Source organism: Mycobacterium sp. NPDC048908, assembly GCF_043197955.1.
Taxonomy (GTDB): Bacteria; Actinomycetota; Actinomycetes; order Mycobacteriales; family Mycobacteriaceae; genus Mycobacterium.
In genome coordinates this window covers 34,496-50,695 of sequence record NZ_JBICUE010000012.1, presented here as the reverse complement: position 1 = coordinate 50,695, position 16,200 = coordinate 34,496, and the positions used below count along the sequence as shown (strand labels likewise).

At 64.0% G+C, this 16,200-nt stretch carries 15 protein-coding genes; 5 read left to right on the top strand and 10 right to left on the bottom strand.

Going from position 1 to position 16,200, the window contains the following annotated elements:
* Positions 1–38 precede the first annotated feature (38 nt).
* Positions 39–812, top strand: coding sequence for a TIM barrel protein (locus tag ACGFK1_RS25370; RefSeq protein WP_393435941.1), 774 nt, complete (start codon positions 39–41; stop codon positions 810–812).
* Positions 813–826: 14 nt separating this feature from the next.
* Here the strand turns inward: ACGFK1_RS25370 and ACGFK1_RS25365 are convergent, their stop codons facing one another.
* The 10 genes from ACGFK1_RS25365 to ACGFK1_RS25320 form a co-directional block, all read right to left on the bottom strand.
* On the bottom strand, positions 827–1,600 hold the full coding sequence (locus ACGFK1_RS25365) for a GntR family transcriptional regulator (RefSeq protein ID WP_393435938.1): 774 nt from the start codon (positions 1,598–1,600) through the stop codon (positions 827–829).
* 65 nt (positions 1,601–1,665) lie between these two features.
* A complete protein-coding gene (locus tag ACGFK1_RS25360) occupies positions 1,666–2,607 on the bottom strand; it encodes a Gfo/Idh/MocA family protein (RefSeq protein WP_393435935.1) in 942 nt (313 codons plus the stop codon).
* A complete protein-coding gene (locus ACGFK1_RS25355; protein WP_393435932.1) occupies positions 2,604–3,545 on the bottom strand; it encodes a sugar phosphate isomerase/epimerase family protein in 942 nt (313 codons plus the stop codon). Before ACGFK1_RS25355 ends, ACGFK1_RS25360 begins: the two co-directional genes overlap by 4 nt.
* A gap of 24 nt (positions 3,546–3,569) precedes the next feature.
* On the bottom strand, positions 3,570–4,694 hold the full coding sequence (locus ACGFK1_RS25350) for a Gfo/Idh/MocA family protein (RefSeq protein ID WP_393435929.1): 1,125 nt from the start codon (positions 4,692–4,694) through the stop codon (positions 3,570–3,572).
* A 34-nt stretch (positions 4,695–4,728) separates the two neighbouring features.
* Positions 4,729–5,685 (bottom strand): sugar phosphate isomerase/epimerase family protein, encoded by a 957-nt coding sequence (locus ACGFK1_RS25345; RefSeq protein ID WP_393435927.1) that lies wholly within the window; start codon positions 5,683–5,685, stop codon positions 4,729–4,731.
* Entirely contained in the window at positions 5,672–6,571 is a 900-nt protein-coding gene (locus ACGFK1_RS25340) for an ABC transporter permease (protein ID WP_393435924.1), read from the bottom strand. Before ACGFK1_RS25340 ends, ACGFK1_RS25345 begins: the two co-directional genes overlap by 14 nt.
* Positions 6,564–7,490 carry an ABC transporter permease gene (locus ACGFK1_RS25335; protein WP_393435921.1) on the bottom strand — a complete coding sequence of 309 codons (927 nt, stop codon included), beginning with the start codon at positions 7,488–7,490 and terminating at the stop codon, positions 6,564–6,566. The genes ACGFK1_RS25340 and ACGFK1_RS25335 overlap by 8 nt, the downstream gene beginning before the upstream one ends.
* Position 7,491: 1 nt before the next feature.
* The gene (locus ACGFK1_RS25330) at positions 7,492–8,622 is read right to left on the bottom strand and encodes a PotD/PotF family extracellular solute-binding protein (protein ID WP_393435918.1); all 1,131 of its coding nucleotides are present in this window, start codon (positions 8,620–8,622) and stop codon (positions 7,492–7,494) included.
* A 16-nt stretch (positions 8,623–8,638) separates the two neighbouring features.
* Positions 8,639–9,643, bottom strand: coding sequence for an ABC transporter ATP-binding protein (locus ACGFK1_RS25325; RefSeq protein ID WP_393435915.1), 1,005 nt, complete (start codon positions 9,641–9,643; stop codon positions 8,639–8,641).
* Positions 9,644–9,743: 100 nt separating this feature from the next.
* On the bottom strand, positions 9,744–10,880 hold the full coding sequence (locus ACGFK1_RS25320) for a Gfo/Idh/MocA family protein (protein WP_393435913.1): 1,137 nt from the start codon (positions 10,878–10,880) through the stop codon (positions 9,744–9,746).
* Between the two features lie 643 nt (positions 10,881–11,523).
* On the opposite strand from ACGFK1_RS25320, the gene iolC reads away from it, so the two are divergent.
* Genes iolC through iolD form a run of 4 tightly spaced genes read left to right on the top strand, consistent with a single transcriptional unit; the run spans position 11,524 to position 16,198 of the window.
* Positions 11,524–12,495 carry a 5-dehydro-2-deoxygluconokinase gene (gene iolC, locus ACGFK1_RS25315; RefSeq protein WP_393435910.1) on the top strand — a complete coding sequence of 324 codons (972 nt, stop codon included), beginning with the start codon at positions 11,524–11,526 and terminating at the stop codon, positions 12,493–12,495.
* Positions 12,488–13,369 carry an aldolase gene (locus tag ACGFK1_RS25310; RefSeq protein ID WP_393435907.1) on the top strand — a complete coding sequence of 294 codons (882 nt, stop codon included), beginning with the start codon at positions 12,488–12,490 and terminating at the stop codon, positions 13,367–13,369. Before iolC ends, ACGFK1_RS25310 begins: the two co-directional genes overlap by 8 nt.
* Before the next feature lie 2 nt (positions 13,370–13,371).
* Entirely contained in the window at positions 13,372–14,256 is an 885-nt protein-coding gene (gene iolB / locus ACGFK1_RS25305; protein ID WP_393435904.1) for a 5-deoxy-glucuronate isomerase, read from the top strand.
* A 1-nt stretch (position 14,257) separates the two neighbouring features.
* Complete coding sequence (gene iolD / locus ACGFK1_RS25300; RefSeq protein WP_393435901.1) at positions 14,258–16,198, top strand: 3D-(3,5/4)-trihydroxycyclohexane-1,2-dione acylhydrolase (decyclizing); 1,941 nt, start codon at positions 14,258–14,260, stop codon at positions 16,196–16,198.
* Positions 16,199–16,200 lie beyond the last annotated feature (2 nt).

Genomic DNA, 16,200 nt, shown 5'->3' with positions numbered 1-16,200 from the left:
TCGTCGCTGCTGGTCAGACCGAGGGAGGTGACGACGCGGTGAGCGACTTCGAGCTCGCGGTGTGCGCGGAAATGGTGTTCACGGACCTCCCCGTCATCGACCGCGTTCGGCGCATCCACGACATGGGCTTCGCGGTCGAAATATGGAGTTGGCGCGACAAAGACCTGCAGGCGCTCGCCGATACCGGTGCGACGTTCTCGTCGATGACGGGCTATCTGCACGGCGACCTGATCGACCGCGCCACCGCCGACGACGTCGTGCGGACAGCCGAGCTGTCCATCAAAGCCGCTAAGACGCTCGGGGTTCCGCGACTGAACCTGCACACCGCCGAATTGGTCGACGGCAAGGCCGCTCGGCCCCGGTACCGAGTCGACGGCACGATGTGGACCAGCGCACTGCGCACGCTCGAGCGGGTCGGCGAGTTGGGCGCGACGGCGGGCGTGATCTTCTGTGTGGAGAACCTCAACACGATCGTCGACCATCCCGGTGTCCCGTTGGCGCGGGCAAAAGACACGCTCGCGTTGGTGGAGGGTGTCGGGCACCCCAACGTGAAGATGATGCTCGATCTGTACCACGCGCAGATCGGCGAGGGAAACTTGATCGAGTTGGTGCGGCGTTGCGGCGCTGCGATCGGCGAGGTTCAGGTCGCCGACGTGCCGGGCCGCTGCGAGCCGAGCACCGGTGAAATCAACTATCCTGCGATCGCGAAGGCGTTGCGCGGCATCGGATTTGCCGGAACGGTGGGCATGGAGGCGTGGGCCTCCGGCGACAGCGTGGCGGCGCTTCACGCCTTCCGTCGCGCGTTCAGTTGATTGCGCGGGAAAAGCTACCGGTCGACCAAGGTGGTGTCGAAGTAGTAGCGCGACGCGCGGTAGCAATGCGTGCCGAACTCGACCGCGCTGCCCGAATCGTCGAACGCGGTGCGCGCCATGGTCAGCAGCGGCGCGTTGGGCTTCTCGTCGAGCAGGCGGGCCTCCGACCGCGTGGCGCCGCGTGCCCCGATGCGCTGGCGGGCCAGCCGGATGTGCACGCCGCGCGCCCGCAACGACTGATACAACCCGTTGCTCTCCAACTCCTCGGGCGCAGGGGCGATCTCGACGGGCAGATGGTTCGTCATCACCGCGAGCGGCTCGCCGTTGGCGCAACGCAACCGGTGGATGGACACCACTTCTCGACCCTCGGCGAGGTTGAGTTCGCCTGCAACCTCTTCGTCGGGTGGTCCGACCCGGTACTCGAGCAGCTGAGTCGTCGGCTCCTGGCCGGCGCGGGCAAGGTCGTCGAACAGACTGGTCAGCTCGACCCGCCGATGCACGGGGTTCTGCACCACCTGGGTGCCCACGCCCCGCTTGCGCACCAGCAGGCCTTTGTCGACCAGTTCCTGGATTGCCCGCCGTGTTGTCGGTCTGGACAAGGTCAACCGCTTGGCCAACGCCAGTTCGTTCTCGAAGCGATCGCCCGGCGAGAGTTCGCCGTCGCGGATCGCGGCCTCGATGGCCTGCGCGAGCTGATAGTAGAGGGGGACAGGGCTCGACCTGTCGAGCTCCACCGTCAGGGGCACGTCGTCTCCGATCTCCGGTTCGACCAGAAAGAGCAGCTGCATCTTAACATTGCATGATCGAAAGATAGAATGTCAGGACAAATTGCCGCATAGGTGCCGGATCGCGGTCAGGACGCGCCGAGCACGGCAACGCCTGCGGCTTCGGTCAGGCCGTGGGCGAGTTCGAGCACCCGCGCGGCTTCCTCCGCCGTCGTTCCTTCTTGGGCCGCTCCACGCGCGTGCCGCGCGAACGCCTCGGCCTGCAGTTGCAGGGCACGCAGTTGCGGTCCTTCGCCGGTCTCCGGCGACACCACATCGAACCGGGTGTGGTCCCGTGATCCGAACAGCTCCACGGAGACGATGTCTCCGCCCTTGTAGAACCGACCCAGCGATACCACTGTCGACGTGCCGCCGGACAGCATCACCAACGCTTGGGCACTGTCCACGTCATTCTGTGCACCTGGGTCTTCGGTGGTCGGAAACGATTGCGTTTTGTAGTCGGTGAAATCCTGGCCGAGCAGCCACATGGTCTGGTCGATTTCGTGCACACCCATGTCGATGTAGATGCCGCCGCTGTCATTGCGGAACGACAGCGGTGGTGGTGCTTCGTCCCACTGGGAACACACCAAGAAGTGCACGGAGCCGTACTTGCCGTCGAGCAGATCTCTTCGCAGTGCGGAAAGCTGCGGGACGAATCGACGCCAATAAGCGATCTGCAGAGCCAGGCCCTTATCGCCAGCCAGCCTGCCCGCTGCCCTCGCATCCGCCGGCAGCAGCCCGAACGGCTTCTCGCACAAGACCGGAAGACCGGCCTCGAGAGCCTTGCGGGTAGTGTCGATGTGCTGAGGCGTCGGAACGGCTATCAAGACGCCGTCGAGGACCGATTCGGCGAACATCTCCTCCGCCGACCGGAACACCGGCAGTCCCTGTTCGCGCAGCGAAGCCGCGGCACTCTCGACGGGCTCGGTCACGGAGACGATCTCGACCTCCGTCGAACCTCCCAAGCCGCGCAGGTGGGTACGACCCATCCGGCCGCCGCCGATCAAGCCGAACCGGAAAGGTGCGCTCACAGGCCACGCTCCCGCAGGAATTCACGGTTCGCCCGCTGGTCGGCGGCCGCCTGCGCGAACCGCTCCGCGGTCGTCGGGAAGATGTCCTGCTCGACGACCATCCAACCTGCGTAATCGATCTCGCGCAGGGCGGCCAGGAATGCGTCCACGTCAAGGGCGCCTTCACCCAGCTTGGGGAACACCTCACGCTCCCAGATCGCATTGGTGGGCAGACCCTCGTCCACGACCTGCTGGAAGCGCGGCAGATCCGCCGTCTTGATGTGAACGTGGTCTATGCGGCCGGCCCACTTCTTCAGGTACTCAACGGGATCGCCGCCACCGAGCAGGAAATGGCCTGCATCCATGCATAGCCCGATCTCGGAGACCTCGAGCATCCTGCCGACCTCTTCAGGGGCTTCCACGAACGTGCCCGTCTCGTTGTGGAACACCGGTTGATAGCCACGCGAGCGGCACCGGTCGACCACCACGGCCATACCCCTCGCGAACTCCGCCCACTGTTCTTCGGTGTATCCGCTGGCCGGGTTACGCGCACCCGAGCCCGGATTGTTGCGACGAAAGTTGGCGCCGTCGCCGACGCCAAGGTCGGCCAGTGTTGGACGTGGGTCGGGGCCGAGGCCGAGGGGCTTGACCGAGTCGAAGATGTCGAGCATCGCGTCAAGCTCAGGAAGGGTTTTCTCGAGCATTTCCGGGTCGGCGTAGGGCAGTTCGAGATACGCACCGGCCAGACCCAGACTCCGCTTGGCGAGCTTGGAGCCGAGATTCTCGGTGGTACCCAGGTAGCCGACCGGTCCGAGGTCGATGCCGGCATATCCGGCAGCGCTGACCTGATCCAGGATCTCGTCTCCGTCCGGAACGTTCGGATCGAATCCGATCGTCACTTCGAAGGCGCCGTAGCTGACAGGTGCGTTCGCGACGATGATTCCGCTGTTGCTGCTCATATTCGTACTCCTTCTATTTGGTGGCTATTTGGTGGGCGCCAGCGCGGCAATCGCGCTCGGGTCCCTGATCGGCTGACGGTCCTGAACGAACCGGATGATCGCCTCGCACAGCGCGAGGTCGTGAATCGCGTCCTCTGCACTGGTGGCCGGTGCCGTCCCCGACACCACACACTGATGGAAGGCTTCCAGCTCAAGCTTGAATGCGCTTTCATACGAAATGATTTCGCTGATGCTGCGTGATCTCGTGGTGCCCGTCTCACCTTCGACGATCTCCACGGTCGCAGGCGCACTGCGCAGGAACGGTGAGGGAAAGGTCAAGGTCACTCGCTGCTCGGGACCGTAGAGTGCGAATTCCATTCCGTAACGGGTGATACCGGGAAGATCCATCCAGTGGATCGACACCGAAAGCTCGCCGAACTTCATAATCACGGTCAGCTGACCGGGCTGCATGTCGACGTATTCCAGGCTCGTCGGTTCACCAAGGACTCCGCGGACGGTGTTGAGTTCGTGGACAAGGGTGTCCAGCAGCACAAGGTGATACTCCTCGCGCAGGAAGGGAGTCGCTTCGCCGATCGCGCGGGTGATGCTGGCCTGCGTTTCCGCCGTAAACGTTTCGATCGCATCTTTGGGGATCGGCGCGACGGGCGCCAACGGGTAATGGCTGATGTACGGAAGAAACGGCGACTCGAACGTGGTGACCCGCATGAGCCTTGGCTCGGCGACATTCACCGCGACGTCACGGAAGCGCTCGAACGCTGGATCGTAACGCTTTGGGTACGCAACCATCAACGTCACTCTCGCCGCGTCGGCGGCCGCCTTCATCTCGAGTCCCTCGGCGACCGAGAAGCACATCGGCTTTTCGACTAACACGTGCTTACCGGCATTCGCCGCCGCGATAGCGATCGGCGCGTGGCTGCCCGAGGTCAGTATCAAAACGGCGTCGATATCGGCGTCGTCGAGCATGTCACGCCAGTCGGTGTATCTGTTGCCGATGTCGTAACGGTCGGCGTTATTGGCGACGTTCTCATCCGAGATATCGCACAGAGCAACGACTTCGAAGCGGTTGGACAGTTCACGCAAGTAGTTCAGATGCATGACCTGCGCGATCACTCCCGCGCCGACAACGCCAACCTTGAGCCGATCAGCCATTGGGTATTGCCTCCTGTGTTTGTGCGCGACGCGCTTATTGGGATTGAGTCAGCGCGGACTTGATCAGGGCAGCGGTCTCTTTTACCCCGGTCTTCGGGTCGACGAACGGGTCCTCGTGTTCGATGGAGAAAGCCCGGACCGCAGAACCGTCGAAGCGAGCGATGAACTGGTGCCACCACGCGGCGTCCCTGCCGTGGCCGGGAACCGAGAAGTTCCACGGCATCTTTTCCGGTGCCGATGGCCACCGATGGTCGAGCAGGCCGTTCAGACCCAGTGCCTCTTCGTTGAAGGTGACGTCCTTGGCGTGTACGTGCCCGATGCGCGCCATGATGCGCTCGACCACTCGGTCGGCGTCCATCTGCATCCAAAAAAAGTGGCTGGGATCCAGGTTGGCGTAGAGGTTTTCACCCAGAGTGACAAACTTCTCGAAGGTCTCGACGTTGTAGACGGTAGTTCCGGGGTGTAGCTCGATGCAGATCTTGACGTCGGGGTTCTCCCTCGCCGCGAACTCCGACAGTTCCGACCAGTACGGCACCACCGACTGCTCCCACTGGCGGTCATGCACGCCCTCCAGATACGGCAGCCAGCCGCCTGCACCGAACACGGCGGCGCTGTCGCCTGCGACGCCGGCGGCGGCACCCGACATCGCGACGATCGTTTCGGTGCCGAGGTCACCGCACAATCGCACCGCGCGGCGCAGCGCCACATCGTGGTCGTTGGCGATCGCCTTCTCGGGGTGCAATGGGTTCCCCCACACGTTCAACGCGTCCAACCGGATGCCGTACCGGTCGAGCTTGTTCAGCCACGCCTGCCGAGCCCCTGGGTCGGTGAGTAACTCATCGGGATCCAGATGCGGGTGCGGGGCATAGCCGCCCGCACCGACCTCGACTGCCGTGACCTCCGGCACCTCGGTGCTGAGCCAGGTCAGCGTCTCGTCGAGCGACAGGTCGAGAAAGGCCTCGAGCACGACGGAAATGTCACACTTCTGCACTAGCGGGTTCTTCCATTCGTTTGGTGTTCTTGGTGGCCTCGGAGTTCGGTGGCCGGTGACCTCGGACCGACGCCAGCACCTTCACCAGGCGCAGCGCACCTAAGGTTCCGCCGGCAACAGCCAGCGTGCCGAGCAGCATCAACGTGGCGAGCGCGTTGACCTCCGGCGTGATGCCGAACTTGAGTTGGTTGTAGATGTAGATGGGCAGCGTCTGGTCTGCGCCGATGATGAAGTTGGTGACGACGAACTCGTCGAGCGACAGCGTCAACGCGATCAGCGCCGCCGCGATGATGCCGGGATAGATGAGAGGAAGCACCACGAAGACGATGCGTTGGAATCCGTTGGCACCCAGGTCGGCGGCGGCGCGCTCGAGGTTTCTGTCGAGTGCCTCGAGCCGGGAAGACACCACCAGGATGACGAACGGTGTGGCCAGCACGGTCTGGCCGATGATCGCGGTCTCCAGCGACGGCTGGATGTGCAGCACGTTGGTCGCAAGTACCAAGATGGCCACGCCGATGAGCAGACCGGGCATCATGATCGGCAGGGTGATGAAAACCCTTACCCCGCCGCGGTTCTTAATGTTCGCGCGCACCAACGGGAAGGCCGCCATGGTGCCGATGACGGTGGATAGCAGCGTGACCCAGAACGCCACCATCAACGACTTTTCGAGCGCATTGAGAATCACGTTGTCGCTCGCCAACCGGGCATACCAGTCGGCGGTGAACCCCGCCATCGGGAAGCCGACGACCCTGGAGGTGTTGAAGGACAACAGGATCATCACTGCGATCGGCGCAAACAAGAAGATGTAGATGCCGACGCCGTAGAACGACAGGATGGTCCGGAACAGCCGGGCCCGCGGATTCACCGCCTGCAGGTCGTCAGACATAGATTTCCTTGGTATCCAGGCTGCGCCGGAACACGATGAGCACGATGGTGATCACGAGTGCGATCAACACACTGGCCGCCGCACCCAGCGGGAGCAGATAGCCGGAGAAGAAGTTCGCGACCAGGTTTCCCATCATCACACCGTGCGTACCGCCGATTGCCGAAGGTGCCAGGTACTCGCCGAGAATGGGGATGAACACGAAGATTCCGGCCGTCACCAACGCCAGCCGCATCTGCGGAAGCAGCGTGTTGGCGATGGCGCGCATCGGGGTGGCGCCGAGGTCGACTGCCGCGTGCAGCAGCCGCCAGTCGAACCTCTCCAGCGACGCGTACAACGTGAGCGCCGCGAACGGGAAGTACAGGTACACCAGGACGATGAACACGCCCGGGTTATCGTAGAGGAACAGCCGGATCGGGGCGTCTGTCAGGCCCAGCGCCTTGAGCATCGAGTTGATTGCACCCTTATCGCCGAGGATTGCCACCCACGCGTAGACCCGCAGCAGATAGCTCGTCCAGAACGGGAGAATCACTAGGAGCAGCCCGACCCGCTGCAGCTTCCTCGGGACATAGCGCACCAGCCAATAGCAGAACGGGAAGGCCAGTGCCAGCGCGGTGAGCGTGGCCAGGATGGCCATCAGCACGGTCTTGCCGAACGTCCTCACGTAGGTGCCCGTCGTCAAGATCGTCTTGTAGTTAGCGATGGTGGCGTCCGGGACCAACTCGTAGTTCTTGGTAATCCAGAACGAGTAGACGACGATCAGGCACAACGGAGCGATGAAGAACACACCGAAAAGGATTGCGGCCGGTACGAACCCGACGAACTGACGCCAATCTCGGCGGTCACTCTTGACGTCAGCGCGTCGTGGTTCCGTCTCATCCGGCCCCCCGCCCGCTTCGCGGGCATAGGAGGCAACGCTCATCTCACGCCCCGAAGACCTTGTTGAACGCCTCGGTGTAGGCCTGCTGATCCTGAGCAGGGCCCTTAAGGGTCATTTGCAACGCCTTGTCCGGATCGGTCATGAAGAGCCGCTTGGCGTTGTCCGCGGTCTTCGGATCCGCCGTCAGCGCCTCGGCGGCCTTCTGGTTGAACAGCGGACGCCAGTTGGTGGTGAAGTTCGCGACGATCCACTCGGACTGCTGCATCGCATCCAGGAACGGCTTGACCAGAGCCTTGTTCGCCCCCTTGGCGACGATCATCTCCGAGTCGATGAAGCCGATCGTGCCCTCCGGCGGGTACGCGGACTTCAGTTCCGGGCCGCCGGCATCCTTGACACGCACGTCGGTGCCGAGGTTCGAGATGCCGATCGCGGCTTCCCCGCTCGCCATCATCGTCACGATCTCGTTGTTCTGCGAGGCGAGCTTCACCATGTTCGGCTTCAGCGCGTTCAGAAAGTTCGACGATGACGAGATCTGTTCGGGCGTCTGCGCATAGGGCGATCCCTTGGCGCCCGTCGCGATCCCTGCGATCGCCATCAGGTCGGTCGGAATGTTCTCCGCGACGATCAGACCCTTGTACATCGGGTCGGTCAGCGAATCCCATGACGTCGGCGGAGTCCTGACCTTATCGGGGTTGAAATAGATCTGCACCGTCGACCACGAGAAGGGGTATCCCAGTGCGCCCTTCGGATCGTTGAGGAACTCGAACTTGGTGGCCATCGGGAAGAGTTGGGCACTCGACTTGATCTCAGCCAGATCGAACGGTTCGATCAGCCCGTCTTCCATGTACTTCTTCACCCACAGCGCGTCGCCCGACACCTGGTCGAACTGCGACCCGGTCTGCTTGACCTGAAGCAAGGCATCGGCGTTGTCGGAGAACAGCTTCGGCTGGCCGGTGATCTTGGTGGTGTCGGCGACCTTGGCGAGCTGGTCCTGAGAGTAGTGATCGGACCATGTCAGCCAGTTGACGTTCCCGCCACCGCCGGACCCACCGCCGCTTCCGGCGTTCTCCGCCTTCGAACACGCAGACAACAGCAACGGACTGGCCGCGCCCAGCATCAACGCTCCCCCGACGAAGGAGCGGCGGCTGAGTTTGGCTTCAGAGATTCGAGACATGCGACTAACCTGACTTTCAGTGGGCTACCAGAGGATGGGCTGCATCCGTCGACCATGACAGCTTGACGAAGTCACCTGTCTCTAGGCCGATTTCAGTGAGACCTTCTATGTCGCCATCGTTCAACGACGACACGACTTGCATTTCCGAATTCTCCAGCTGCAGCACCATGCGGGTGATTGACCCGAGATACCCACGCGAGAGCACCTGTGCGCCGATGAATCCGTCCTTGCCGATCCGCAGGGCCTCCGGCCGGATCACCAACGAGGTGACGCCGTCCGGCACTCGCCGTGAGATCGGAACCCCTGCACCGTTTTCCAGTACGAAGGTGCCCCCATCCTTCCTGCCGTGCAAGATGTTCGATTCCCCGATGAAGTCTGCGGCGAACAGACTCGCAGGCCGTCGATAGATCTCCTCCGGTGTGCCGATCTGTTCGATACGACCTTCGTTGAGGATGACGATGCGGTCCGCGAGAGCCATCGCCTCCTCCTGATCATGGGTGACGAAGACGAACGTCGTCCCGACATGGCGTTGGATCAGCGAGAGCTCGGTCTGCAGTCGCTTGCGCAGCTTCAAATCGAGAGCACCGAGCGGTTCATCGAGCAGCAGCACACTGGGCTTGTTCACGAGCGCCCTTGCGATTGCGACACGCTGTGCCTGGCCACCGGATAGTTGACTGACCGGACGCTCGGCGAACGTCCCGAGGCCGACGAGGTCAAGGGCTTCGCGCGCACGCGTTCGCTGTTCACTCTTGCCTACGCGGGCCATCCGCAGTCCGAAGGAGACGTTCTCGAGCACGTTGAGGTGCGGGAACAACGCATACGATTGAAAAACCGTGTTGACCGGACGCCGGTTGGGCGGGCGTTTGGTCATGTCGTCTCCGGCGATCCGCACCACACCCGAGGACGGGGTGGTGAATCCTCCGATGATGTTCAGCGTCGTCGTCTTCCCGCACCCAGACGGTCCGAGCAGGCAGAAGAATTCGCCATCGCGGATATCCAGATCGAGGGGGTGTAATGCCACGGAGTCTCCGAAACTCTTGCTAACACTGCGCAGCTCGATCGCATTGGCGCGCTCGCTCGTCTCGGCTGCGGGCGCGGCGAGGAGTTCGTCCACCGGGAAACTAGTCAATGCTTACCGCCCTTCGAGCGCGTGCGCTCGTTTGAATCGCCGCGACCAGCGCAACCATGCGATAGCCGTCGGCAAGTGTTGGATAGGAGACGTCGGCACCCCCGATAGCGGAGTAGACGTCACGGAACAGATTTCTGAAGGCGTCACCGAACCCCTCGGCGTGGCCCGCGGGCGCGAACGACAAGCGCGCGGCGGACGCGGCCATCGCGTCCGGGTCTCGGATGATGGTTGCCACCGATCCGTCGGCCCGACGATGAAGGATTTCGTTGGGCCGATCGACCTTCCAGCGAAAACCGCCGTCGGTGCCGTCGACGTCTATCGAGCAACCGTTCGGCTCGCCTGCTGTGACGCCGGAAAATGTGGCAGAACCGACCGCGCCGCCGGTGAAGTCCAGGAAGATCCGGACATAGTCCTCGGCTTCCACCTTGACCGGCGCGCCGTTCCGATAGCGGGTGGGACGCAGCGTGGAGAACCGCGCATCGACCTCGGTGATGCGCCGGCCGGTGACGTATTCTGCGAGGTCGAGCCAGTGCACGCCGAGATCAGCTGTGGCGTAGGAGGTTCCGGCGACCCCCGGGTCGAATCCCCAACCCCAGTTGTCGTGATTGGAATCCCACGACAGGAATCCGCCGCGAATGGCGGTGACGTGGCCGAGTTCACCGCCCAGGATACGGGCCCGCAGGTCGGTGACCATCGGGTAGGAACGCTTGGTAAAGCAGACGGCGGCGTGCACGCCAGCGTCCTCCGCGGCGGCGATCACGGCTCGTGCGTCGGCCTCGTCGGTCGCCAGGGGCTTTTCGACGATGACGTGGATTCCGCGTGTGACCGCTTCGATGGCGTGTGCCGCGTGCAATCCGTGCGGGCTGCAGACGTGAAGGACGTCCGGCTTGATTTGGTCGAGCATGGCGCCGAGATCATCGAAAACGTTCAACGGTGCACTTAGCCGTCCGGCGGGACGGAGGTCGTTCGCAACAGCGCGCGCATTCATCACATTGCGTCCGCAAACTCCGACGACAGTCGAGCCGAGGTCCTGTAGACGCCAGCCGTGAATTCGGGATATTCCGCCGGTGCCCACGATCGCTGCTCGCAGCTCGGGGGCGTAGTAGGTCTTGCGCACATCTGTCGCCACACCGGTTTGCTGAGGCGAATTGTTTGCTGGGCCTACTGCCACGTGCACTTCCCATCGCGCGAATCTCCGACCGCCGGGGGCGCCGCCGGTAAACGTGAACCGACCCCGGCGTGTTGTGTGAGTGAAGTCTGGACATGTGTTGATCGATTGTCAATACATCACGACATCAATCCTCAAGAGTCGCAGTCCCTACCAGCTCATCTTGGTCGCGGGGCCGTTGCACCCACCGCCGGACGGCGTGTAATCCGTGCGTATACCTCCCGGCTGACGGCGGTACGAGTTAGGCCTCGCGCCATCACCGCCAGAGAGAATCCAGCGATCTGACATGCCGCTTCGGTCGATGGGCGTGCACATACCAGAATTTTGCTAACGGTGATACAGGTCCACGTCACGCGGCTGTCGAGGGCATTCACAGTTCGCCGGTCGACAGCCGCATTTACCACACTTCGACGCCGTTGGATGTTTGCGCCGGTATCCGCCAGGGCGAATCGCCTCTTCCAGGCTTGCCATCAGTGGCCGGGCGGTGCGCTGAAGCCTCCGCCGGTTACTTAAATGACCGAATGTCAGGACAAAGTATTGACAGGGCTGCGTGACGCGGGCACAGTCGTATCCGAGCGATCATCTACCCTCTGGAAGGCCGACTTTGAGTACCGCACAGCCATTTGACGTCCTTGCCATCGGGCGAAGCGGCGTCGACATCTATCCGCTGCAGATCGGTGTCGGGCTGCAAGAGGTCAGGTCATTCGGCAAGTTTCTCGGCGGCAGCGCCGCCAACGTCGCGGTGGCCGCGGCGCGGTTGGGTGATCGCGCCGCGTTGATCTCCGGTGCCGGCGACGACCCATTCGGGACCTTCGTCCGCGACGAGTTGGCCCGCCTCGGCGTCGACAACCGCTACGTCACGACGCACGGCGAGTTCCCCACCCCGGTGACGTTCTGCGAGATCTTCCCGCCCAACAATTTCCCGCTGTACTTCTATCGCAAGCCCAGCGCGCCGGATCTGCAGGTGCGCGCCGAGGAGATCGACGTCGACGCGGTTCGCTCCGCTCGGCTGTACTGGTCGACGGTGACCGGCCTGTCCGAGGAGCCCAGCCGCAGCGCGCATTTCGCCGCTTGGGAAGCACGCGGGCGCCGACCGTTCACCGTGCTGGATCTCGACTACCGGCCGATGTTCTGGGATACGCCCACCGCCGCCACCGAACAGGTGCAGCGTGCGCTGCAGCACGTGACCGTCGCGGTCGGCAACCAAGAGGAGTGTGAGATCGCCGTCGGCGAGCACGACCCGCACAAGGCCGCCGACGCGCTCCTGGATCTCGGCGTCGAGTTGGCCGTCGTCAAACAAGGCCCCCGCGGCGTCTTGGGCAAGACGCGGGATACCGATGTGACGGTGGCGCCCAACGTCGTCGAGGTGGTCAACGGGTTGGGCGCTGGTGACGCATTCGGCGGCAGCCTGTGCCACGGCCTGCTGCATGGCTGGCCGCTGGAGAAGACACTGCGCTACGCCAACGCCGCCGGCGCCATCGTCGCCTCCCGATTGGAGTGCTCGACGGCGATGCCGACCGCCGTCGAGGTCGCCGAACTCGCCGAGCGGGCCGCCGCCGAGGCCGCCAATGTCTAGCGCGCTGTGCAACAGCTATGCCGAGATCACCGAATTGCGCGCGACTGATCCAGAAGCGATCAACCGCGCGTGGCAGGACCGCATCACCCGGCCTGCCGTGCGCGGCAACGGCAGGCTGATGATCGTCGCCGCCGACCACCCGGCGCGCGGCGCGCTGGCGGTGGGCGCGCGGCCGACGGCGATGAACAGCCGCACCGACCTTCTCGACCGGTTGCGCGCAGCGCTGGCCGACCCCGGCGTGGACGGTGTGCTGGCGACCGCCGACATCCTCGACGACCTGGTGCTGCTCGGCGCGCTCGACGACAAGGTGGTGTTCTCGTCGATGAACCGCGGCGGCCTTGCGGGCGCCGCGTTCGAACTCGACGACCGGATGACCGCGACCACCGCTGCAGCCACCGCCGCGATGCGGATGAACGGTGGAAAGATGTTGTGCCGCATCGATCTCAGCGATCCAGGCACCGTCGCCACCCTGGAGGCGTGCGCGCGGGCGGTCGACGAACTCGCATCGCGCGGGCTGATCGCGATGGTCGAACCGTTCATGTCGTCCCGGGCCGGCGGCAAGGTCCGCAACGACCTGTCCCCCGACGCGGTGATCAAGTCGATCCACGTCGGCCAGGGCCTCGGTTCGACGTCGGCCTACACCTGGATGAAACTGCCGGTGGTCGACGAGATGGAGCGCGTGATGGAGGCGACGACACTGCCGACGCTGCTACTCGGCGGTGACCCCGCCGATGCCGACGAAGCGTTCGCCAGTTGGGAGAAGGCACTGGCTCTTCCGTCGGTGCGCGGCCTGATCGTCGGTCGCACCCTGCTTTATCCGGCCGACGACGATGTCAGTTCCGCGGTCGCCACCGCGGTCTCGATGGTGAGGTGAACATGCAGAGCAAGTACTACATCCCCGCTCGGTCCGCGACTCCCCCGTACACCGTCGACGTCACTCCGGAGTCCGCGGGTTGGACCGAATCCAGCCTGCAGGTCGTCGAATTGGATGCGGACCTCAGGCTCGACACCGGCAGCACCGAGGTGATGATCCTGCCGCTGGCAGGCCAGGGCACGGTGACAGCCGACAGTGAAACCTTCGAATTGTCCTTGCGGGCATCGGTTTTCGACGGTCCCGCCGACATGGTCTACATCGGCACCGGCCAGTCGTACACGTTGTCCGGTGAGGGCCGCTTCGCGATCTGCGGTGCGCGGGCCAAACGCCAGTTGCCCAATCGTCGGGTGGCCGGCGCCGACGTGCCGGTCGAACTGCGCGGGACCGGCAACTGCAGTCGACAGGTGCACAACTTCGGCACCGCGGGCGCTTTCGAGGCCGACTCGCTGATCGCGTGCGAGGTGATCACGCCCGGCGGCAACTGGTCGAGCTACCCCGCGCACAAGCACGATGAGAACACCCCGGTCGAGTCGGCGCTGGAGGAGATCTATTACTTCGAAATCTCTTCGGGACCCCGGCTTGATGTCGCGCCCGATGGCGCTCCGGGTGATTCCCGCGGTTTCGGCTACCACCGCGTCTACGGCACCCCGGACCGTCCCATCGAAGTACTCGAAGAAGTTCGCAGTGGCGACGTCGTTCTTGTCCCCCACGGCTTTCACGGGCCGTCGGTCGCAGCCCCTGGCTATCACATGTACTACCTGAACGTGATGGCCGGTCCAGGCGAGGAACGCGCATGGAAGATCGTCGACGACCCCGAACATGCCTGGCTGCGCGGCACCTGGGAAAACCAGGATGTCGACCCCCGGCTGCCAATGCGAGGAGTGTGACGTGGTCTCCAAAGCATCCCCATTCAAATCGCCACACAACGAGTCGACGGTGCGACTGACCGTCGCGCAAGCCACTATTCGGTTCCTGGCCAACCAGTACGTCGAACGCGACGGGGAGCGCAGCCGGTTCTTCGCGGGCTGCCTCGGCATCTTCGGACACGGCAACGTGGCGGGCATCGGGCAGGCGCTGCTGCAATCCTCGCTCGATGAGAATGGGCCGTCGCTGCGGTATGTGTTGGGCCGCAATGAACAAGCCATGGTCCACACCGCCGCGGCCTACGCGCGGCAGAAAGACCGGATGCAGACTTGGGCGGTAACGGCCAGCATCGGGCCCGGATCGACGAACATGTTGACCGGCGCGGCCCTGGCCACCATCAACCGGCTTCCGGTGCTGTTGCTCCCGTCGGACACCTTCGCGACGCGCGTGAGCGCGCCGGTTCTTCAAGACCTCGAGCAACCACATGACAGCGAACTGACCGTCAACGACGCGTTCAAGCCGCTGTCGCGGTTCTTCGACCGGGTGTGGCGTCCCGAGCAATTACCGTCCGCACTGCTCGGCGCGATGCGGGTGCTGACCGATCCGGTCGAGACGGGTGCGGCGACTATCGCGCTGCCGCAGGACGTGCAGGCCGAGGCGTTCGACTGGCCGGAATCGCTGTTTGCCGAACGGACTTGGCACATCGCAAGGCCGGTTCCGGAACGATCGGTGCTCGCCATGGCGGCCGAGATGATCCGGTCAGCGCAGCGGCCCTTGATCGTCGCGGGCGGCGGGGTGATCTACTCGGGCGCCAGCGATGCGTTGGCGGCTTTCGCGGAGGAAACCGGCATCCCGGTGTCGGAGACGCAGGCCGGCAAGGGCTCGCTGCCATACGACCATCCGCAGCAGGTCGGCGCGATCGGCTCGACCGGTACCACTGCGGCCAACGCGTTGGCCGCCGAGGCCGACGTGGTGATCGGCATCGGGACCCGTTACAGCGATTTCACCAGCGCCTCGCGCACCGCGTTCAACAATCCTGGCGTGCGCTTCGTCAACATCAACGTCGCCTCGTTCGACGCCGTCAAACAGGGTGCACTGTCGGTGGTGGCCGACGCCCGCGAGGCAATCGAAGCATTGTCGCAAGCTCTCGACGGTTACGCCGTGAATTCCGAATACGGTTCGCAGACAGCACAGTTGGCTCAGGAATGGGACGCGACGGTGTCGGCGGCGTACCGCGTCGACGCTGACGGCAGCACGCTGAACCAGAGTCAGGTGATCGGGCTGGCCAACACGCTGTCCGATCCGCGCGACGTGGTTGTCTGCGCTGCGGGTTCGATGCCCGGCGACCTGCACAAGCTCTGGCGCACCCGCGACCGCAAGGGATATCACGTCGAGTACGGCTATTCCTGCATGGGATACGAGGTGGCCGGCGGCATCGGCGTGCGGATGGCCGCACCCGACCGCGACGTCTTCGTACTGGTCGGCGACGGCTCGTATCTGATGATGGCGACCGAATTGGTGACCGCTGTCCAGGAGGGCGTGAAGGTCATCGTGGTCCTGGTGCAGAACCACGGCTTCGCGTCGATCGGCTCGCTGTCGGAGTCCTTGGGTTCGCAGCGATTCGGCACCGCCTACCGCTACCGCGACGACTCCGGCCGACTGGCAGGCGACAAGCTTCCCGTCGACCTTGCGGCCAACGCGGCCAGCCTGGGCGCGGAGGTGATCAAGGTGACCACGGCGGCCGAGTTCACCGACGCGGTCAAGGTGGCCAAGGCCGGTGAACACACCACTGTCATCCACGTGGAAACGGATCCGCGAGTGTATGCGCCGGACAGTCGATCCTGGTGGGACGTTCCGGTCAGCCAGGTTTCGGCGCTGGAATCGACGCAGTCGGCCTACGAGACGTACGCCGAGTGGAAGAAAGTTCAGCGCCCGTACGTGGCGCCCTACGATTCGAAGGATTGATC

Coding starts and splice junctions, on each gene's coding strand:
- ACGFK1_RS25330 (WP_393435918.1), bottom strand. CDS start 8,622: ATGTCTCGAATCTCTGAAGCCAAACTCAGCCGCCGCTCCTTCGTCGGG.
- ACGFK1_RS25310 (WP_393435907.1), top strand. CDS start 12,488: ATGTCTAGCGCGCTGTGCAACAGCTATGCCGAGATCACCGAATTGCGC.
- iolB (WP_393435904.1), top strand. CDS start 13,372: ATGCAGAGCAAGTACTACATCCCCGCTCGGTCCGCGACTCCCCCGTAC.
- ACGFK1_RS25355 (WP_393435932.1), bottom strand. CDS start 3,545: ATGAGCAGCAACAGCGGAATCATCGTCGCGAACGCACCTGTCAGCTAC.
- ACGFK1_RS25340 (WP_393435924.1), bottom strand. CDS start 6,571: ATGTCTGACGACCTGCAGGCGGTGAATCCGCGGGCCCGGCTGTTCCGG.
- ACGFK1_RS25350 (WP_393435929.1), bottom strand. CDS start 4,694: ATGGCTGATCGGCTCAAGGTTGGCGTTGTCGGCGCGGGAGTGATCGCG.
- ACGFK1_RS25365 (WP_393435938.1), bottom strand. CDS start 1,600: ATGCAGCTGCTCTTTCTGGTCGAACCGGAGATCGGAGACGACGTGCCC.
- ACGFK1_RS25335 (WP_393435921.1), bottom strand. CDS start 7,490: ATGAGCGTTGCCTCCTATGCCCGCGAAGCGGGCGGGGGGCCGGATGAG.